The sequence below is a fragment of the Variovorax sp. P1_G12 genome, assembly GCF_056405555.1.
In genome coordinates, this window is record NZ_JBFUBW010000013.1 from 1 (window position 1) to 19642 (window position 19642).

At 69.1% G+C, this 19642-nt stretch carries 20 protein-coding genes; 8 read left to right on the forward strand and 12 right to left on the reverse strand.

Features of this window, described 5'->3' with window-relative positions; genetic code table 11:
• Positions 1-211: 211 nt before the first annotated feature.
• Positions 212-1423 (reverse strand): D-amino acid dehydrogenase, encoded by a 1212-nt coding sequence (locus AC1D2O_RS16385; protein WP_478093157.1) that lies wholly within the window; start codon positions 1421-1423, stop codon positions 212-214.
• Positions 1424-1632: 209 nt separating this feature from the next.
• On the opposite strand from AC1D2O_RS16385, the gene AC1D2O_RS16390 reads away from it, so the two are divergent.
• The 4 genes from AC1D2O_RS16390 to AC1D2O_RS16405 all read left to right on the forward strand — a co-directional run bounded on the left by AC1D2O_RS16390 (position 1633) and on the right by AC1D2O_RS16405 (position 4860).
• A complete protein-coding gene (locus AC1D2O_RS16390; RefSeq protein WP_478093158.1) occupies positions 1633-2517 on the forward strand; it encodes a transporter substrate-binding domain-containing protein in 885 nt (294 codons plus the stop codon).
• Positions 2518-2614: 97 nt separating this feature from the next.
• Positions 2615-3523 carry a dienelactone hydrolase family protein gene (locus AC1D2O_RS16395; RefSeq protein WP_478093160.1) on the forward strand — a complete coding sequence of 303 codons (909 nt, stop codon included), beginning with the start codon at positions 2615-2617 and terminating at the stop codon, positions 3521-3523.
• Between the two features lie 78 nt (positions 3524-3601).
• Positions 3602-4510 carry a ZIP family metal transporter gene (locus AC1D2O_RS16400; RefSeq protein WP_478157494.1) on the forward strand — a complete coding sequence of 303 codons (909 nt, stop codon included), beginning with the start codon at positions 3602-3604 and terminating at the stop codon, positions 4508-4510.
• Between the two features lie 116 nt (positions 4511-4626).
• Positions 4627-4860, forward strand: coding sequence for a hypothetical protein (locus AC1D2O_RS16405; protein ID WP_478157496.1), 234 nt, complete (start codon positions 4627-4629; stop codon positions 4858-4860).
• A 229-nt stretch (positions 4861-5089) separates the two neighbouring features.
• Here AC1D2O_RS16405 and AC1D2O_RS16410 read toward each other — a convergent pair whose 3' ends face one another.
• A complete protein-coding gene (locus AC1D2O_RS16410) occupies positions 5090-5299 on the reverse strand; it encodes a dodecin (RefSeq protein ID WP_478093166.1) in 210 nt (69 codons plus the stop codon).
• A gap of 74 nt (positions 5300-5373) precedes the next feature.
• Here AC1D2O_RS16410 and AC1D2O_RS16415 point away from each other — a divergent pair, with 74 nt between their 5' ends.
• On the forward strand, positions 5374-6654 hold the full coding sequence (locus AC1D2O_RS16415; protein WP_478094248.1) for an alpha/beta hydrolase: 1281 nt from the start codon (positions 5374-5376) through the stop codon (positions 6652-6654).
• Between the two features lie 87 nt (positions 6655-6741).
• On the opposite strand, the gene AC1D2O_RS16420 is transcribed toward AC1D2O_RS16415, so the two are convergent.
• The 7 genes from AC1D2O_RS16420 to AC1D2O_RS16450 form a co-directional block, all read right to left on the reverse strand.
• Positions 6742-7344 (reverse strand): DUF3299 domain-containing protein, encoded by a 603-nt coding sequence (locus tag AC1D2O_RS16420; RefSeq protein WP_478094247.1) that lies wholly within the window; start codon positions 7342-7344, stop codon positions 6742-6744.
• A gap of 2 nt (positions 7345-7346) precedes the next feature.
• A complete protein-coding gene (locus AC1D2O_RS16425) occupies positions 7347-8609 on the reverse strand; it encodes an ABC transporter permease (protein WP_478157498.1) in 1263 nt (420 codons plus the stop codon).
• On the reverse strand, positions 8606-9283 hold the full coding sequence (locus AC1D2O_RS16430) for an ABC transporter ATP-binding protein (protein ID WP_478157592.1): 678 nt from the start codon (positions 9281-9283) through the stop codon (positions 8606-8608). Before AC1D2O_RS16430 ends, AC1D2O_RS16425 begins: the two co-directional genes overlap by 4 nt.
• A gap of 76 nt (positions 9284-9359) precedes the next feature.
• Positions 9360-9905 carry a DUF2796 domain-containing protein gene (locus AC1D2O_RS16435; RefSeq protein ID WP_478093799.1) on the reverse strand — a complete coding sequence of 182 codons (546 nt, stop codon included), beginning with the start codon at positions 9903-9905 and terminating at the stop codon, positions 9360-9362.
• Positions 9902-10819, reverse strand: a complete 918-nt coding sequence (locus AC1D2O_RS16440; protein WP_478093801.1) for a sulfurtransferase — start codon at positions 10817-10819, stop codon at positions 9902-9904. The genes AC1D2O_RS16435 and AC1D2O_RS16440 overlap by 4 nt, the downstream gene beginning before the upstream one ends.
• Before the next feature lie 263 nt (positions 10820-11082).
• A complete protein-coding gene (locus tag AC1D2O_RS16445; RefSeq protein WP_478093797.1) occupies positions 11083-12015 on the reverse strand; it encodes a DMT family transporter in 933 nt (310 codons plus the stop codon).
• Positions 12016-12145: 130 nt separating this feature from the next.
• A complete protein-coding gene (locus AC1D2O_RS16450) occupies positions 12146-13396 on the reverse strand; it encodes an aromatic ring-hydroxylating oxygenase subunit alpha (protein ID WP_478157500.1) in 1251 nt (416 codons plus the stop codon).
• 242 nt (positions 13397-13638) lie between these two features.
• Between AC1D2O_RS16450 and xseB the strand changes: the two genes are divergently transcribed.
• The 3 genes from xseB to dxs are packed head-to-tail and all read left to right on the forward strand — an operon-like array spanning position 13639 to position 16721.
• Positions 13639-13905 (forward strand): exodeoxyribonuclease VII small subunit, encoded by a 267-nt coding sequence (xseB, locus tag AC1D2O_RS16455; RefSeq protein WP_478088643.1) that lies wholly within the window; start codon positions 13639-13641, stop codon positions 13903-13905.
• A 40-nt stretch (positions 13906-13945) separates the two neighbouring features.
• Complete coding sequence (locus AC1D2O_RS16460; protein ID WP_478088642.1) at positions 13946-14863, forward strand: polyprenyl synthetase family protein; 918 nt, start codon at positions 13946-13948, stop codon at positions 14861-14863.
• A 16-nt stretch (positions 14864-14879) separates the two neighbouring features.
• Entirely contained in the window at positions 14880-16721 is a 1842-nt protein-coding gene (gene dxs, locus AC1D2O_RS16465) for a 1-deoxy-D-xylulose-5-phosphate synthase (protein WP_478088641.1), read from the forward strand.
• A gap of 535 nt (positions 16722-17256) precedes the next feature.
• On the opposite strand, the gene AC1D2O_RS16470 is transcribed toward dxs, so the two are convergent.
• Genes AC1D2O_RS16470 through AC1D2O_RS16480 form a run of 3 tightly spaced genes read right to left on the reverse strand, consistent with a single transcriptional unit; the run spans position 17257 to position 19642 of the window.
• Positions 17257-17985 carry an ABC transporter ATP-binding protein gene (locus AC1D2O_RS16470; protein ID WP_478088640.1) on the reverse strand — a complete coding sequence of 243 codons (729 nt, stop codon included), beginning with the start codon at positions 17983-17985 and terminating at the stop codon, positions 17257-17259.
• Positions 17982-18782, reverse strand: coding sequence for an ABC transporter ATP-binding protein (locus tag AC1D2O_RS16475; RefSeq protein WP_478088638.1), 801 nt, complete (start codon positions 18780-18782; stop codon positions 17982-17984). Before AC1D2O_RS16475 ends, AC1D2O_RS16470 begins: the two co-directional genes overlap by 4 nt.
• Positions 18779-19642, reverse strand: coding sequence for a branched-chain amino acid ABC transporter permease (locus AC1D2O_RS16480; protein WP_478088636.1), 864 nt, complete (start codon positions 19640-19642; stop codon positions 18779-18781). The genes AC1D2O_RS16475 and AC1D2O_RS16480 overlap by 4 nt, the downstream gene beginning before the upstream one ends.

A 19642-nucleotide genomic window follows, 5' to 3' on the forward strand; every position in this document is an offset into this window, starting at 1 on the left:
GCCCTGCCCTGGGCCGGCCGTTGAGGCACCGCCGAGCAGCGCAGCGGTGCGCGGATCAGGGCTCGCGACTGTTTGAGTGGAGCGCAGCGGAGCGAGTTTGAGCGAGACCCCGCGTACCGCGAGCAGCGCAGGGCAGCCGCGAAGCGGCCGGTGACGTCGGCCGGCCCGGGGCATACCGCCCGCCGCCGCCGCACGTGCGCACTAAGAGATCCTATCGTTCCAGCGCCTCCGCCACCCGCTGCGCCGACCCGAACGCCAGCGTGAACCCCAGCGCCCCATGCCCGGTATTGAAGACCATGTTGGAAGGCGCTCCCTCCAGCCGGCCGACGATCGGCACGCCCGTCGGCGTGGCCGGCCGCATGCCGGTCCAGGGGTGCAGCGCATCGAGCTTGCCGGCCTGCGGGAACACCGCGCGCGTGGCCTCGGCCAAGGTCTCGATGCGGGCTGCCGGGATGCTCGCGTCGTGCCCGACCAGTTCGGCCATGCCGGCCACCCGCAGGCGCGATCCGATGCGCGCGAACACCACCTTGCGGGTGCTGTCGGTCACGCTCACTCGAGGTGCGGCGTCAGGCGCCGGATCGACGTCGACCGTGATGCTGTAGCCCTTGAGCGGGTACACCGGCAGGTAGACGCCCAGCTGGCGCCCGAACCGGTGCGAGGCGGTGCCCAGGGCCATCACGAAGGCATCGGCCTCGATGTCGCCGCCGGCGGTCTGCAGCGCGGCCACACGGCCGCCGCGCGGGTCGAATCCGTGGATCTCGGTGTCGAGCATGAAACGCACACCGCGTTCATCGAGCGCCCGCACGAGCTCCGTGCAAACCTTCAGACAGTCGGCCGCGCATTCGCTGGGCGTATGGATGGCGCCGGCGATCTGTGCGCGGTAGCTGGCCAGCGCCGGCTCGATGGCCACGCACTCGTCGGCCGTGACCAGGCGCTGTTCGCTGCCCATCGCGCGCTGCAGATCGAGCTGTCGCTGGGCGCCCGCCAGCGACGCCGCGCCGGCGTAGAGCACCAGCTTGCCGGTGGCGGAGAAGTCGCAATCGGGCGCGACGTCGGCGCGCATGGCCTCGAAGGCCGCGCGGCTCCGGGCCGCGAGCGCCAGCAGGCGGGCGGTGCTCTCGCGCGAGGTGCGGGCGTTGCAGGCCGCCAGGAAGGCCAGGGCCCAGCGCCATTGCAGCGGGTCCAGTTGCGGACGCAGCTTGAGCGGGGAGGAGGGCGAGAGCAGCAGCTTGGGCAACTGCTTCCAGATCGACGGGTCGGCCAGCGGCTGCACGTACGAATAGCTCAACTGCGCGCCATTGCCGCCGCTCGCGCCGGCGCCCGGCGCGGCGCGGTCGACCACGCTGACCTGGTGACCCTGGCGGTTCAGTTGCCAGGCAGTGGCCAGGCCCACGATGCCGGCCCCCAGCACGCAGACGTGCATGACGCTTTCCTCTCGCTGTTGTCGGATCGGTCGACTCTAGGCCCGCGCCGCAGCGCCGGGAAATGCCAAAAGAAAGACGACCCATAGCCAAAGCGCATGGCATCGCCAGCCCATAACTTTTGGTCATGGCCGGCGGTGCAAAAGGAATTGTGACCGGCGCCTGAATGATTCCTACACTTCGTCTCCTTCCACCAGCCGAAAGGGCTCGCATGAAACTCTCCGCATCGATGGCTGCCGTTCTCCTCGCCGTTGCCGCCACGGGCGTCCAGGCCGCCGACACCCTGGCCAAGATCGCCGAGACCGGCAAGATCACGCTGGCCTACCGCGAATCGTCCGTGCCCTTCAGCTACCTCGACGGCCCGAACAAGCCGATCGGCTTCTCGGTCGAGCTGTCCAACGCGGTGGTCGAGGCGGTCAAGAAGAAGCTCAACAAGCCCAACCTGGAGGTCGCGCTGATGCCCGTGACCTCGCAGAACCGCATTCCGCTGATCACCAACGGCACCATCGACCTCGAGTGCGGATCGACCACCAACAACACGGCGCGCGCCAAGGACGTCAGTTTCGCGATCAACCATTTCTACACCGGCACCCGTCTGCTGGTGAAGAAGTCCTCGAAGATCAAGAACTACGCCGACCTCGCGAAGAAGACCGTGGCCAGCACCACCGGCACCACCAACGCCCTGGTCATGCGCAAGTACAACGCCGAAAAGAACCTCGACATCGACATCGTGCTCGGCAAGGACCACGCCGATGCCTTCCTGCTGGTCGAGGGCGACCGCGCCGCGGCTTTCGCGATGGACGACATCCTGCTGTTCGGCCTGATCGCCAACGCCAAGAACCCGGCCGAGTTCGAGGTGGTCGGCGACGCATTGCAGGTCGAGCCCTACGGTTGCATGCTGGCCAAGGACGACCCGGCCTTCAAGAAGCTGGTGGACGACACCTTCATCGGCCTCATGAAGAGCGGCGAGTTCGAGAAGATGTACACCAAGTGGTTCATGCAGCCGATCCCGCCCAGAGGCGTGCCGCTGAATCTGCCGATGAGCCCGCAGTTGCGCGAGAACATCCAGTCGCCGAGCGACAAGCCCGCGACCTGAGCGGCGCGGCAAGCGCACCCCGGTCGATTCGCATACAGTGCGGCCTGCGCCTCGCGCGCAGCGCTTTCCCTCCGACGAATCCACAGGAGTCCGCCGCATGCCCCATCACCAGACCGGTTCCGATCTGCAAGCCGAATTCGATTCGCTGCGCCCCGGCGACAGCACCGTCCACGGCGCCACGCGCCGCACCGCGCTCAAGGCCGCGATCGGCGTCGGCTATGCCGCCACGACGTTGCCGATCGCGGCGCAGACCGTGGTCAAGACCTCGACCGACGGCCTCGTCGCCGGACCCGTGACGTACACGGTCAACGGCTTCGAGGTGCCGGCCTACGCAGCGGCTCCGGCGGGCAAGACCGACCTGTCGGTGGTGCTGGTGGTGCAGGAAATCTTCGGCGTGACCGAGTACGTCGCCGACACCTGCCGCCGCTTCGCCCAGGCCGGCTACCTGGCGATCGCGCCCGAGCTCTATGCGCGGCAGGGCGACCCCAAGGGCTATTCCGACATTCCAAAACTGCAGGCGGACATCGTCAGCAAGGTGTCCGACGCCCAGGTCATGGCCGACCTCGACGGCGCGCTCAAGTACGCGGCCGCCCATGGCGGCGACGTGAGCGATGCCGCCATCACCGGCTTCTGCTGGGGCGGGCGCATCGTCTGGCTCTATGCGGCGACCGGCAAGGTCAAGGCCGGCGTGGCCTGGTACGGGCGCCTGGTCGGACAGGCGGGCGAGCGGACGCCGAAGCATCCGGTCGACGTCGTCGCCGGCCTGAAGGCGCCGGTGCTGGGTCTCTATGGCGGCAAGGACCAGGGCATCCCCCTTGACACGGTTGATAAGATGAAGGCTGCCCTGGCCACCGGCACCCCGGCGGCCAAGGCATCGCAGTTCGTCGTGTACCCCGAAGCGGGCCATGCCTTTCATGCCGACTACCGGCCCAGCTACGTCAAGGGAGCCGCCGAGGACGGATGGAATCGCGCCCTGGCCTGGTTCAAAGCCAACGGTGTGGCCTAGCCGCCTCCGTCAGCCGCGTTCCGCCGAAAGCCGTCCGATGGGCGGCTTTTGTTTTTGCCTCCATAGCGCGAAGCCGTCATGAATTTGTTAGCCATCATCGCCGCGACCCTGGTCGCGGGCATCGGAAGTGTCTGGATTGCCGCCCTGCTGCTGCGCGTGGGCGTGCGCAGCGGCGCCGGCGGCGTCAACCCGCAGCATCTGCTGAGCCTGGCCGCAGGCGCCTTGCTGGCGACCGCCTTCATGCACCTGCTGCCGGAAGCCTTCGAGAGCCACATCGCGCCGGGGGTGCTGTTCGGGGTGCTGCTGTTCGGGCTGGTTTTCTTCTTCCTGCTCGACAAGGCGGAGCTGTGGCACCACGGGCACGAGCACCACCAGGAGCACGAGCACGAGCACGACCACGACCACGACCACGACCACGACCACGCGCATGCGCATGCGCACGGCCATTCGCACGACCATGGGCCTTCGTCGCGGGGGGGCGGCTGGGCGGTGCTCACCGGCGACAGCGTGCATTGCTTCGGCGACGGCATCCTGATCGCCTCGGCCTTCACCGCCGACCTGCGCCTGGGGGTGGTGGCCGCGATCGCGGTGCTGGCGCACGAGGTGCCTCACCACATCGGCGACCTGGTGGTGCTGCGCCAGAGCTCGCCCAACCATCGCGCCGCCCTGGTCAAGGTGTCGCTGGCCGGCACCATGACCGCGCTCGGCGGGCTGGTAGGCTGGTGGCTGGTCGACCAGCTCCACGGCTGGCTGCCGTATTTCCTGGTGCTGGCGTCCAGCAGCTTCGTCTACGTCGCGCTGGCCGACCTGATCCCGCAACTGCAGAAGCGCCTGCCCGCGCGCCAGACGGCGTTGCAGATCGCCTGGCTGGTGGCCGGGATCCTGCTAGTCACCTTGGCGAGCCGGCTCGCGCATGCCGATCACGACCATGCGCACGACGGGTCCGACCCCGACCACGCGCACGAATCCTCGGACCACAGGCACTGAATGGACACCCGGGGGGGCTTTCCGACAAGCTCATTTGTCCCTGCGCCGATGAGGCTGATTCGGCAGGGGCGCCCACAGGGGTGCATCATGTCAGGCATCAGCCAAGGAGCCCGATCATGAGCAGCGCCGACCCCCCTCTGCGTTCCGGAGAAGCCGCAGACGAACCCGAGATCGACGAGTCCGATGACGCCTTGCCCGAAGAGGAAGAGGAATTCGGTTCGTCCGACGCCGAGGCCACGGACGAGCTCTCCGAAGAAACCGGCATCGACCTCACCGACGCCAGCGAACTCGACGCCGACAACGTGCCGGCCGACGAGGAGTTCGACCGGGTGATCCAGGCACCGGACTGACTGACGCTCGCCCCCAGGTTGCCCCGCACTGCGTGTCGGGGCGCCCACCCCCTACCGGGGGCAACACCAGCGGCCCGGCGAAGCCGTGTACTGAGCTCCCCCCCAGGTTGGGCTCACTTCGTGTAGCGCGCCCACCCCCTGCAGGGGGCAACACCAGCGGCCCGGCGAAGCCGGTTCCGCGGTGTTTCACCAACAGGGGCCTGGCTTCGCCGGCCCTCTGGGTGGGTTCTCAGCCTTCCAGGGTGAAGCCGACCTTGAGCGTCACCTGCCAGTGTCCGACCTTGCCGTCGACCACGTGGCCGCGGGTCTCGGTGACCTGGAACCACTGGATGTTGCGCACCGATTCGCTGGCCTTGGCGATGGCTCGGCGCACGGCGTCGTCGCTGCTGGTCGGCGAGGAGCCGGTGAGTTCGAGAAGCTTGTAGACATGGTCTGACATGGTGGTCTCCTTCTTGAGGACGCCATGGTGGCACGTCCGGGCGGTCTGTGGGCGGCTCCCTATACTTCCGGCGCATGCGCACGCTTGAATTCGGAATCGCCAAGGCCGCCTCGGTCTTTTTCATGCTGCTGGCGGCCGCCCTGCTGGCCGGCTGCGATGCCCCCGTGCGCCTGATGCCGACCCCCGTGAGCTTCAGCAACGGCGACGTCGATCCCTTCGAGAAGATCGGCGAGAAGCTGCAGACCACCGAGGTCCCCGTGCTGTACGCCACCAACCGGCTGGCGCTGATCGAACATCCGGATCCCGTGCACACCATCGTGCCCACCGACGATCTGCGCATGGGCGTGGCGCACGTCCGGGTCGGCGACGAGACGCTCGACTGGGAGACCCTGCACCGGCTCTCCACCAGCGCCGACCCCGATGAGCGGCCGATCGTCCAGCTCGAGCGTCTCGAACAGATGGCGGTGCTCAAGTCCGATGAAGAGGTGAAGAAATCGCCCGAGGCGCAGGCCTTCTTCGCGCTCGTGAACAAGGCCCTGGCCGCGAGCCCCAACAGCGAGCTGCTGATCTACGTGCACGGCTCCAACAACACCGTGCCGCGCGCGGCGGCCCAGGCGGCGCAGTTCCGCCACTTCACGGGGCGGCGCATGGTGGTGCTGGTCTTCATGTGGCCGTCGGCGGGTTCGATCCTGCGCTACCTGACCGACGTCAACAACGCGGCCAGCACGGTCGAGCCCTTCGCGCGGATGGTCGAGCTGCTGGCCGAGAACACCACGGCTTCGAAGATCGACGTGCTGGCCTACAGCGCCGGCGCGCAGGTCCTGAGCCCGGCGCTGGTCCGCCTGGGCACGCCGCGGCCCGGCGAGACGCGCGCCCAACTGCAGCAGCGGCTTCGGCTCGGGCAGATCTATTTCGCGGCGCCCGATATCGACACCCGTCGCTTCGTGGACGAACTGGGCGGGTACATCGACATCATCGAGCGCGTCAGCATCGCGGCCAACCTCAACGACTCGGTGCTTCGCTTCGCGGCCATCGTCGGCCGGGCCTCGCGCGCGGGCCGTCCCGACGTGACCGAACTGGACGAGGAGCAGACGCGCTTCCTGGTCGAGGCGTCGCGCAAGCTGCGCTTCGACCTGATCCGGGTGGACCCGAAGGACATCCCCAATCTGCCGGAGAGTTCGCACGCCTTCTGGTACGACGATCCGTGGGTCAGCGGCGACATGCTGGGGCAGTTCCTGCTCAACGCGCCGCCGCCGCGGCGCGGGCTCGACGAGCAGCTGACGCCGGGCGGCGCGCGCTACTGGCGGTTCCCGGCCGACTTCAACGACAGGATCTACAGGTTGTTCAGTCGCTAGTCAGGCCGGCGCCGGGCCGCCCCAAGGCGGCCTGCGGCCCCCTCGGGGGGCAGCGACCACACGAAGTGAGGGAGCGTGGGGGCAACCTTACTGCTTCGGGCTGCCGGTGTACTTGGTGACGCTGTCGGCCGTGACCTGGTAGCCGCTCACGCCCATCATCGAGTCGTTGCGCACGGTCTGGAGCCTACCCGTGACCCACACCGTGTCCATGGCGCGGAACTTGGCGCCCTGCTTCGGGCGCACGTGCAGGATCTGGTTGGCCGGCGGCGGCGGCGTGTGGATGCAGGCGCCGAAGTAGGGCACCAGCAGGAACTCGGTGACCTCGCCCTTGTTCTCCTCGAGCGGCACGATGAAGCCCGGGATCTTCACCTCGACGCCGTTCAGCGCCGGGTTGGTCGGCGCGTTGTTGGAGACTTCCTGCAGCTTCATGAGCAGTTCGTTGGCGCGCGGGTCGCTGTCGTCGAGCTTGCTCAGGTCCATGCCCTTGAGCTCCTTCATCGGGTCCCAGTCCTTGGGCACCAGCTCTTCCCAGCTGATGAGGCGCGGCTGCCCTGGCACGGCCTTGGCCTCGGCGGCCTTGCCGCCCAGCGGCTGGGTCGGCGAGGTGGCTTGCGGCGCGGGACCGGCCGCGAGCGCGCTGCCGGCCATCGCCAGCGAGAGCAGTGTCGGAAGAAGAGGGCGCAGCGTCATGTTCATATCCTCGGTGAGAGGCCGTCGGCCAGCGAGAGCCGGTAGGCCCGGATGCCCGGCAGCAGGCTGGCCAGCCAGCCGGCCGCCACCAGGCTCGCGAGCAACAGCCATTCGTTCAGTGTAGGTTCGGACAGCGAAAGCGCGAGTCCGAAGTGCGATTGCAGCCAGGGCGACAAGCCGGCGATGCCGAGCGCCGCGAGTGCGACGCCGAGCACCACGCCCAGCAGCGTCACGATGGCGCCCTCGAGCGCCAGCAGCGCGAGCACGTGGCGCAGGCTGGCGCCGACCGCGCGCAGCACCGCCAGTTCGCGGCGCCGTTCGTTGAGGCTCGCCATCACCACCGACACCAGTCCGGCCAGGCTCACCAGCGCGACCAGCGCCGACATCAGCAGCAGCGCGTTCTCGCCGATGCCGACCACGCGCCACAGTTCGTCGAGCGCCACGCCCGGCAGGATCGCCATCAGCGGCTCGCCGGTGAAGGTCGAGACCCAGCGCTGCACCGCGAACACCGCGGCCCGGTTCTTCAGGCCGACCAGCGCCGCGGTCACGGTCTTGGGCGTGAGGTCGAACTTGCGCACCTGCTCGGCCGGAATCCTGAGCCCGGGCATCGGCGCGCCGCCCATCCATTCGAGGTGGATCGCCTCCATCGCCTCGAGCCCGATGTGCACCGTGCGGTCGACCGGCGTGCCGGTGCGCGCGAGCACGCCGACCACCGTGAAGGGCTTGTCGGCATGCTCGGAGACGTTGAGCTCGCCGCTGCCGTGCGCCAGCGTGATCTTCTGGCCGACGCGGTAGCCCAGCGCGTCGGCCACTTCGGCTCCGACCACCGCGTCGAACAGCTCCGAGAAGGCCTTGCCCTCGCGCAGCGCGAGCGGCTGGCGGTTGCCGAAGCGGAAGTGCTCGAAGTACCCGGGGGTGGTCGCCAGCACCGAGAAGCCGCGATGCGAGTCGCCGAGCGACAGCGGCACCACCCAGTCGACGCCCGGGTGCGCGGCCAGCGCCTGGACGCTCTTCCACTGCATGTTGTTGGTGGCCGCGCCGATCCGGAACACCGAGTACAGCAGCAGTTGCGTCGAGCCGGTGCGGGCGCCGACGATCAGATCGGTGCCCGAGACGGACGAAGAAAAGTTCTGGCGCAACTCGGTGCGGATGCGCTCGACGCCGAGCAGCAGGAAGGTCGCGAGCGCGATCGACAGCACGGTGAGCGCGAGCGTGAATCGGCGGTTCCAGGCGCTGCGCCAGGCGATGCCCAGCAGGGCGCTCATTCGAGCCCCCCCGCCTGCCGGTTGATCTCGGGCAGCAGCACGTGGCGCGAGAAGCGCCTGGCGATGCGCCGGTCGTGGCTCACGAAGACCAGCGCGCTGTGGTTCGCCTCGCAGGCCGCAAGCAGTACGTCGAGAAAGGCTTCGCGCCGGTCCTCGTCGAGCGCCGAGGTGGGCTCGTCGGCGATCACGACCTCGGGGTGGCCGATCAGCGCGCGTGCGGCGGCCACGCGCTGCTGCTGGCCGACCGACAGATGCATGGCCTGGCGCTGCCACAGGCCGGCGTCCAGGCCCATGCGGCCGAGCAGGTCCCGGGCCTGCGCGCTGGCCGAGCCGTCGCGCGAAGCCCGTGCCATGCGCCGCCCCGAGAAGCGGCAGGGCAGCAGCACGTTGTCGAGCACGCTCAGGTAGGGCAGCAGGTTGAACTGCTGGAAGATGTAGCCCACATGGGCGACCCGGGCACGGTCGCGCGCGGCGCCCGAGAGCCGGGCCCAGTCGTGGCCGAGCAGCTTGACCTGGCCGGCCTCGGCGATCAGCACGCCGGCCAGCAGCGACAGCAGCGTGCTCTTGCCGCAGCCGCTCGGGCCGTGCAGGAACACGGCCTCGCCGGCATCGACCTCGAAGCGCTCGATGTCGATGCACGGCCGCTCGGCACCGGGCCAGCCGAAGCGCAGCATCTGCGCCGAAAGGACGAGGCTCACTGGAGAACCTTCGCGCGGCGGCGCTTCGGTGCTCGCCTTCGGAGCGGCCGAATCACTTGCCCCAGGCGAGCCGCGCGGCCGGCCGCTTCAGCGTGCGCTTGAACTGTCCCTGCGGCGCGGCGATCTGGGCCTCGATCTGGCGCGGGCCCTTGAAGGCAGCGAACAGGTCGATGTCGATGAACTTGGCGGCCGCCGCATTGGTGCAGTTGAAGGCGAAGCTGCCATCGAGGTCGGCATGGCCTTCGCCGGCGCCTTCCTCGCCCTTGCCCAGACCCAGGGCCGTGGAACGCAGCGTGACCGGGCCCAGCTTGCAATTGGCGCTGGGGTCGATCTTGAAGCGCTGGTCGGCCGCGCGGAGTTGCGCGACGGCTTCCTCGGCGGCCGTCTTTTCGGGCTCGGTGCGAGGCGCGCGCTCGAATCCGACGAAGTTGTCGAGCGGGGATTCCATCTCGATGACGATGGCCGGGCCGTCGATCACGACGTTGAGCCTGATCTGACCATGGACATGGGCGGCCGGAGTCTGGGCCGGTGCCGCGAAGGGCGTTGCAAGGAAAGCGGTGAGGGCGAAAGTGACGAATGGGCGTCGGAAAGGGGTCATGCTTGGGCGCCTTGCCGGGTCGGCAGCCCCGGCGTGTTGCTCCATTCGCTCCAGCTGCCGGCATAGAGCGCGGTCGGCCCGAGGCCCGCGATCTGCATGGCGAGCAGGTTGGGCACGGCGCTCACGCCGCTGCCGCACTGGTGGACGACCGTCGCGGGATCCCGGCCCGCCAGCAAGCTGTCGAACTCGGCGCGCAACTGCGCGGCCGGCTTGAACTTGCCGTCGGGACCGAAGTTCTCGGTGAAGGGCCGGTTCACGGCCCCGGGGATGTGACCCGCGATCGGGTCCAGAGGTTCCACCTCGCCGCGATATCTTGCGCCGGCGCGGGCGTCGACCAGTGTCTGGCCGGCTTGCTCGAGCCGTGCCGCCACGGTCTGCGTGTCGACCAGCTTCAGCAGCGGCTCGCCGACCACGAAGTTCGACTGGAAGTGCGCAGGTTCCTCGCGGTTCGTGACCTCGCCGCCGGTCGCCTGCCAGGCCGGGAGCCCGCCGTCGAGCACGGCCACGGCGTCGTGGCCCATCCACTTGAGCATCCACCAGAGCCGGCCGCAGTAGTTGGCGCCGTTGCGGTCGTACACCACCGCCTGCATGCCGTTGGCGAAGCCGACGCTGGACAGCCAGGCCGCGAAGCGCTCGCGGCTCGGCAGCGGATGGCGGCCGCCCGAAGCCGGCGGGCCGTCGTCCTGCGACACCACCACGCCGTGCGCGCCGGGCACGCCGTGCTTGGCGCTGAGGTCGGTGTCGAGGTTGGCATACACGGCGCCCGGGATGTGGGCCGCGCGGTACAGCTGCGGGCCGGCGTCGGGCTTCATCAGCTCGAAACTGCAGTCGAACACCATCGAGGCCGTGCTGCCGGCCAACAAGTCCTTCAGTTGTTCGGCGGAAATCAAGGTGGTGAAAGAAGGGTTGTGCATCATGGCCTCGACGAAAAGCAGATTGTCCAACGATACCTGCGCTCCTTGCCTCTTTGCCTTTGTCTGTTCGTGAAACACCGCGGAACCGGCTTCGCCGGGCCGCTGGTGTTGCCCCCGGTAGGGGGTGGGCGGGCTACACGCAGTGAGCCCAACCTGGGGGTGAGCAACAGTGACACCGCGGAACCGGCTTCGCCGGGCCGCTGGTGTTGCCCCCGGCAGGGGGTGGGCGGGCTACACGCAGTGAGCCCAACCTGGGGGCGAGCCTAATGCTCTTCGGCGGGCGCCTTGGGCAGCGAGCGCTGGCGCAGCACGGTGGCGGCGATGCCGCTGGCCACGATCAGCGCCATGCCGGTCCAGCCCGCGGCGTCGATGCGGTCGCCGAACAGCAGCACGCTGTAGATCGCGGCGAAAACGATGCCGGAGTATTGGAGATTGGCGACCACCAGCGTACCGCTTTCGGTCTTGGCGCTGGCGTAGGCGCGTGTCATACAGAGCTGCCCGAGCGCCGCCAGCACGCCGACCGGCAGCAGCCACAGCGCATGGCTCCAGGTCCAGTTGGCCCAGGGGGTGGCGCCGCCCAGCAGCGTGCCCAGACCGCCCGCGACGGCCGAGCCGACCGCGAAATAGAACACCGTGCGCGCCTCGGGCTCGCCGAGCCTCGACAGCGCCACCACCTGCATGTAGGCAAAAGCGGCCGTGAGACCCGACAGCAGGCCCAGGAGTCCGGCGAAACCCTGGTTGTCTCCCACCGTGGGCTTGAGCATCAGGACGACGCCGCCGAAGCCGGCCAGCACCGTGAGCACCAGCGGACCCTGCAGCGGCGGCCGCGGCAGGCTGCCGTCGCGGCCCGGCGTCGGCACCCAGGCGAGCAGGGCACCGCCGACCAGGAAGGCCGCGATCCAGACGCTGCTCATGTAGTTCAGCGTCATCGCGGTGGCCAGCGGCATGTGGGCGATGGCATAGAACCAGGCACCCAGCGACACGACGCCGATCAGGCTGCGCCAGGCGTGCATGCCGGGATAGCGGGTGGCCAGCGAGACGCCGCGGCTGCGCGCCAGCACCCAGAGGAACACGATGCCGATCAGGCCGCGGTAGAAGACCAGCTCGGCGCTGGAGAACCAGGCCGAGGCGTACTTCACGCACACGCCCATGGTGGCGAAGATCAGTGCGCCCAGCACCATCCAGAGCGCTTGCATCAGGCGCTGACCCCCAGCCTCGCCCACTTCGTGTGGCTCGGGCACCCCCTTCCAGGGGGCAACACCCGCGGCCCGGCAAAGCCGGTTCCGCGGTGTTTCACGAACGGGCCGGGCCGTGGGGCTTGGGTGTTCAACGGCTGCGCGCAGCGCGCCCGTTCGTGGGCTGCCGTGGAACCGGCTTCGCCGGGCCACCGGCAGCGCCCCCGGTAGGGGGGTGGCGGCCACACGAAGTGGGCAAGCCTGGGGGGGAGGTCATTTCCCTGCGGTACCACTCGTGGAACTGCTGCATGCCGTCTTCCATCGGGCTCTGGTAGGGGCCGCTCTCGTCGTCGCCGCGCTGCATCAGCGCGCGGCGCCCGGCGTCCATGCGCTCGGCGATCTCGTCGTCCTCGACGCAGGTCTCCATGTAGGCGGCCTGCTGGGCTTCGACGAACTCGCGTTCGAAGGCGACGATCTCCTCGGGATAGAAGAACTCGACCATGTTGAGCGTCTTCTGCGGGCCCACCGGATGCAGCGTCGAGACCGTGAGCACGTGCGGATACCACTCGACCATCACGTGCGGGTAGTAGCTGAGCCAGATCGCACCGTACCTGGGCGGATGGCCGTTGCGGTATTTGAGCAATTGCTCCTGCCAGCGCTGGTAGACCGGACTGCCGGCGCGGCCCAGCCGGTTGGCGACGCCCACGGTCTGGACCGAGAAATGGTGGCCGAACTCCCAGCGCAGGTCGTCGCAGGTGACGAAGCTGCCCAGCCCCGGGTGGAACGGGCCGACGTGGTAGTCCTCGAGGTAGACCTCGATGAAGGTCTTCCAGTTGTAGTTGCACTCGTGCAGCTCGACGCGGTCGAAGGCATAGCCATCGAAATCGAGGTCGAGGCGGGGACCGATCCGGCCGAGGTCGGCGGCGACATCGCGTCCGCGGCCGTTGGCGTTCTGCTCGAACAGGAGCCCGTTCCACTCGTTCAGCGGGTAGTTGTGCAGGTTGAGACAGGGGTCCTGCTCGAAGTGCGGCGCGCCGATCAGCGTGCCGGTGGTGCGCGAATCGGCGGCCGCGTAGGTCCAGCGGTGCAGCGGACACACGATGTTGCCGCCGGCCTGGGCCTCGAGCTGGCCGCGGCCTTGCAGGATCAGGGCCTGGCGATGGCGGCAGACGTTCGAGATCAGCTCCACCCCCTTGGGCGTGTGAACGAGGGCGCGACCCTGCTGCTCCTGGGGCAGCGTGTGGAAGCTGCCGGGCTCGGGCACCGCGAGGCGGTGGCCGACGTAGCGCGGCCCGTTGGCGAAGAGCGTTTGCAGCTCGCGGGCGTAGAGCGCCTCGTCGAAGTACGCGGAAACCGGAAGTTGGCTCGAAGCCTGCTGCAGTTGAAGACTTAAATCAGACATGGGTGACCTGACCAAGCTCCCCACAGGGAGAGAGAAATGGAACGGAAGGCTGCCGTCGAAGGATGTAGACGGCCCGAAGGGAGGGCGCCGGCAGGGCCGGCTTTTGGGAGACGGGGATTGTACCCTCGGCGAACCCATCGGATGAGCTGCGTGCCGCGCGCTGCGGCGGGCGCTCCCTGGGGGGCGTCCGCCGCACCGCTCTGCCCCGTCCTAAAATGGCGGGTTTCACGCCAAACTCCTGAATGCCCAAGGTGCCATCCTCCCCATCGGCCGCCGTGCCTGCCCCGCCCGACACCGGCGCCCTGCCCGCGAGCTACGAAGCCGGGCTCCAGGAGCTCGAACAACTCGTCACCGAACTCGAATCCGGCCAACTGCCGCTCGACCAGCTGCTCGGCAGCTACCAGCGTGGCGCGGCGCTGCTCGCGTTCTGCCGCGAGCGCTTGCAGGCGGTCGAGGATCAGATCAAGGTGCTCGACGCGGGCAGCCTCAAGGTCTGGGCCGCCGAATGAGCGGCGCCCGCACCGCAGTGCGAAGCACGGAGGTTTGCTCATGAGCCGCCCGGACGCCCGGTTCTGGGACGCGGCGCGACTGGCCGCCTGGAGCGAGCCGCATCTGGCGCGCGTCGAGGCCGCGCTGTCGCAATGGGTCGGCGTCGATGCCCCGGCGCAGCTTGGCGACGCCATGCGCTATGCGGTGCTCGACGGCGGCAAGCGCTTGCGGCCCCTGCTGGTGTTCGCGGCCAGCGAGGCGGTGGCCGGCCGGCCACCGGCCGCCTTGCGCGCAGCCTGCGCGGTCGAGCTGATCCACGCCTACTCGCTGGTGCACGACGACCTGCCGTGCATGGACAACGACGTGCTGCGCCGCGGCAAGCCGACGGTGCACGTCAAGTTCGGCGAAGCCGGCGCACTGCTGGCCGGCGACGCCCTGCAGGCGCTGGCCTTCGAACTGCTCACGCCCGCCGGCGACGAGGTGGCGCCCGCGGTGCAGGCCCAGCTCTGCCGCCTGCTGGCCGCCGCCGCCGGCAGCCAGGGCATGGCGGGCGGCCAGGCGATCGACCTCGCCAGCGTCGGCCTGGCGCTCGACGAGGCGCAACTGCGCGAAATGCACGGCCTGAAGACCGGCGCGCTGCTGCAGGGCAGCGTCGAGATGGGCGCGGCCTGCGGCGATACGCCATCGACCGCGTCGCTGGCCGCCTTGCGCGACTATGGCGCAGCGCTCGGGCTGGCTTTCCAGGTGGTCGACGACATCCTGGACGTCATCGCGGATTCGGAAACCCTCGGCAAGACCGCCGGCAAGGATGCCGCGAGCGACAAGCCCACCTATGTGTCGCTGCTGGGCCTGGAAGGCGCCCGCGAGCAGGCCCGCGAGCTGCTGGCCCAGGCGCTCGCCGCACTCGATCGCAGCGGGCTGGCGGACACCGGTGCGCTGCGGGCGCTGGCCCACATGGTCGTGGATCGCGACCGATAACAACAAGACACTCCCCATGGCTCCGCTGCTTCCCACTCTCCACGATCCTTCCGCGCTGCGCCAGTTCGACCGTGCGCAGCTCAAGCAACTGGCCGACGAGGTGCGCACCTGCGTGCTCGACAACGTGTCGCGCACCGGCGGCCACCTGAGCTCCAACCTCGGCACGGTCGAGCTCACGGTCGCGCTGCACCATGTCTTCAACACGCCGCACGACCGGCTGGTGTGGGACGTGGGCCACCAGACCTATCCGCACAAGATCCTGACCGGCCGCCGCGAGCGCATGCCGAGCCTGCGCCAGCTCGGCGGCATCTCGGGCTTTCCGCAGCGCAGCGAGAGCGAGTACGACACCTTCGGCACGGCGCATTCGTCGACCAGCATCTCGGCCGCGCTCGGCATGGCGATGGCCGCCAAGCAGAAGGGCGAGGACCGCCACTCGGTCGCGATCATCGGCGACGGCGCGCTGACCGCCGGCATGGCCTTCGAGGCGCTCAACAACGCGGGTGTCTGCGACTGCAAGCTGCTGGTGATCCTGAACGACAACGACATGTCGATCAGCCCGCCGGTCGGCGCGCTCAACCGCTATCTGGCGCAGCTCATGAGCGGCAACTTTTACGCCGCGGCCAAGCACGTCGGCAAGAGCGTGCTGCGCGCCGCGCCTCCGTTGTTCGAACTGGCCAAGCGCTTCGAGCAGCATGCCAAGGGCATGGTGGTGCCGGCCACGCTGTTCGAGCAGTTCGGCTTCAACTACGTCGGCCCGATCGACGGCCACGACCTCGACTCGCTGGTGCCCACGCTCGAGAACCTCAAGCACCTGGACGGCCCGCAGTTCCTTCACGTGGTCACCAAGAAGGGCCAGGGCTACAAGCTGGCGGAGGCCGACCCGGTGGCTTACCACGGGCCCTCCAAGTTCGATCCCGCGGTCGGCCTGGTCAAGCCTGCCACCACGCCCAAGCAGACCTTCACGCAGGTCTTCGGCACCTGGCTGTGCGACACGGCGGCGCAGGACGGCCGGCTGGTCGGCATCACGCCCGCGATGCGCGAGGGCTCGGGGCTGGTCGAATTCGAGCAGCGCTTCCCTGGCCGCTACTACGACGTCGGCATCGCCGAGCAGCATGCGGTCACCTTCGCCGCCGGCCTGGCCTGCGAGGGCCTGAAGCCGGTGGTGGCGATCTATTCCACCTTCCTGCAGCGCGCCTACGACCAGCTGATCCACGACGTCGCGATCCAGAACCTGCCGGTGGTGTTCGCGCTCGACCGCGCCGGCCTGGTGGGAGCCGACGGCGCGACGCACGCGGGGGCCTACGACATCCCGTTCCTGCGCTGCATCCCGAACATGAGCGTCGCCTGCCCGGCCGACGAGGCCGAATGCCGGCAACTGCTGACGACGGCCTATGCGCAGAGCCATCCGGTGGCGGTGCGCTACCCGCGGGGCGCGGGTGCCGGCGTCACGCCGCATCTCACGCTCGACGGATTGCCGTTCGGCAAGGGCGAGATCCGTCGCGAAGGCCAGCGCATCGCGGTGCTCGCCTTCGGCACCTTGCTCTATCCGGCGCTGCAGGCGGCCGAGGCGCTCGATGCCACGGTGGTCAACATGCGCTGGGCCAAGCCGCTGGATGTCGAACTGCTGCTGAAGGTGGCGGGCACGCACGACGCGATCGTCACCCTCGAAGAGGGCGCGATCATGGGGGGTGCGGGCAGTGCGGTGCTCGAAGCGCTGCAGGCTGCGGGCGTGCAGAAGCCGGTGCTGCAACTGGGGTTGCCCGACCGCTTCATCGAGCATGGGGATCCGGCCAAGCTGCTGGCCGGGATCGGGCTGGACGCGGCGGGGATCGAGGCTTCGATTCGGGCGCGTTTCTAGCGCTGTTGCTCTTGGGACAGGGCTGCCGACTGGGAAGGGCGCCCGGCACGCGGTACGGGCCAGTCGACCCCACTACGCCGGCCCTTCGGGCTCCCTTGCGGTGCTCGCTTCAGGCGGGGTCCGCGCAAACTCGCTGCGCTCAAACACGCGCGGGCCTTTTTGGTATCCGCATAACTTCGCTGTGCGAAGTGAGCGGATCCCCGCTTCGCGAGCCGCCTGAAGCTGCGCTCCTCAGCGGCGCAGAGGGGATCGCCCGTCCCGCACCGCATGCCGGGCTTGGGGGGTGTTCAATCGCCGACGACGTCTCCAACGCCGATGCACCCCGACCTGTCCGCGGTGGCGGGCGGTATGCCCTGGGCCGGCCGTTGAGGCACCGCCGAGCAGCGCAGCGGTGCGCGGATCAGGGCTCGCGACTGTTTGAGCGGAGCGAGTTTGAGCGAGACCCCGCGTACCGCGAGCAGCGCAGGGCAGCCGCGAAGCGGCCGGTGACGTCGGCCGGCCCAGGGCATACCGCCCGCCGCCGCCACCAAGCGAGTCAGCCCCCCAGGTACGCGTCCTGCACCTTCGGGTTGCCCAGCAGTTCGCGGCCGCTGCCCTCCAGCACGATCTTGCCGGTCTCGAGCACATAGGCGCGGTCGGCGATCTTGAGCGCCTGGCGCACGTTCTGCTCGACCAGGAACACGGTCAGCCCGGCCTTGTTGATCTCGCGCAGCGTGCGGAAGATGTCCTGCACGATGATCGGCGCCAGCCCCATCGACGGTTCGTCGAGCAGCAGCACGCGCGGCTTGGCCATCAGTGCGCGGCCGATCGCCAGCATCTGCTGCTCGCCGCCCGAAAGGTTGCCGGCCAGCCCGTCGGCGCGCTCCTTCAGTCGCGGGAACAGCGCGTAGACATGATCGAGATCGGCGGCGCGCTGCGCCCGGCTGTCGCGCCGGGTGTAGGCGCCGAGCTCGAGGTTCTCGCGCACGGTCAGCGTGGTCAGCGTGGCGCGGCCCTCGGCCACCTGCACCATGCCGGAGGCGACGATCTTGTGCGGCGACAGCGAACTCAGGTCCTGGCCGCCGAGCAGCACGCGGCCGGCCGCCTTGGCCACCAGGCCCGACAGCGCCAGCAGCGTGGTCGACTTGCCGGCCCCGTTGGCGCCGACCAGCGTGGTGATCTGGCCTTCGTGCAGTTCGAAGTCGATGCCCTTGACGGCCTCGATATGGCCGTAGGCGACCTTGAGCCCCTCGACCTTCAGCAGCGGGGAAGAAGACGCGCTCATGCGGATGCTCCCTCGTTGCTCGCTTCGTCTTCTTCGCGGCCCAGGTAGGCCTCGATCACCTGCGGATCGTTGCGGATCTCGTCGGGCCCGCCGCGCGCGATGATGCGGCCGAAGTTCAGCACGGCGATGTGCTCGCACAGGCCCATCACGAAGCGCATGTCGTGTTCGATCATGAAAATGGTGTAGCCACGGCCGCTGATGTTGCGGATCTCGTGCATCAGGTCGGTCTTCTCGCTGCTGTTCATGCCGGCGACGGGCTCGTCGAGCAGCAGCAGCTTCGGTTCGGTGGCGAGCGCGCGCGCGAGTTCGAGCTTGCGCTGGTCGCCGTAGGAGAGATTGTCCGCGGTGTCGTTGCCCTTGTGGTCGAGCTTGACCCACGAGAGCAGTTCGCGCGCACGGTCGCGCGCGCGCTTTTCCTCGCTGCGGAACAGGCCCGAGGAGGCCAGCAGGCCGAAGCCGCCGTAGCGCAGCTTGGCGTGCATGCCGACCATCACGTTCTCGAGCAGCGACATCTCCTTGAAGATGCGGATGTTCTGGAAGGTGCGCGCGATGCCGCCGCGCGTGATCTCGTGCGGCTTCACGCCCGCGAGGTCGCGGCCTTCGAAGCGGATCGTGCCGCCGGTGGTCGGCAGCAGGCCGGTGGTCAGGTTGAAGACCGTGGTCTTGCCGGCGCCGTTGGGGCCGATCAGCCCGAAGATGCCGCCCTGCGGCACCTCGAGGTTGACGTCCTGCAGCACCTTGAGGCCGCCGAAATGGCGCGACACGCCGTCGAGCTGGAGAAGAGGCGCGGCGCTCATGCTGCAACCCCCTTGCGTCCGAACCATTGCCGGAAGCGCGCCGGGTCCCAGATGCCCTTGGGCAGGAACAGCACGATCAGCACCAGGATCACGCCGTTCACCACGAGGCGGAAGTCGCCGAAGGCGCGCAGCGCCTCGGGCAGGATGGTGAGGATCACGCCGCCGAGCACCGGGCCGGTGAGGCCGTTGATGCCGCCCAGCACGGTCATCGTGAGGATGTCGACGCCGCGGTCGAAGCCGAACTCGTTCGGGCCGATGAAGAAGGTCTGGTGCGCATTGAGCACGCCGGCCAGGCCGGCGATCGCGCCGCCGAGCACGAAGGCCAGCATCTTGTGGGCGCCGACGTCGATGCCCATCAGGCCGGCGGCCGTCTCGTCTTCCTTGATGGCTTCGAAGGCACGGCCGACCTTGGAGCGGCGCATCCGCCACAGGCCCATCAGCACCAGCACCAGCGCCAGCCCGACGTGCCACCACTGGGTGACGGGCGGGATGCCGTTGAGGCCCAGCGCGCCGCCGGTCAGCGACTCGGCGTTGAGCACCACGATGCGCACCACTTCGCCGAAGGCCAGCGTGGCCATCGCGAGGTAGACGCCCGAGAGCCGCAGCGTCGGCTTGCCGATCACGAAGGCGGTGAGCGCCGGCGCCGCCATGCCGGCCGCGATCGCGACCGGGAAGGGCACGCCGTAGGTCATCGTGAGGATCGCCGAGGTGTAGGCGCCGATGCCCATGAAGGCGGCATTGGCCATGGCCAGCATGCCGCACGAAAGGGTGAGCCAGATCGATAGCGCGAGCAGGGCGTTGGTGCCCAGCGTGAGCACCAGGTTGCTGTAGACCGACCAGAAGTTGTTGAGTGCGTCCAT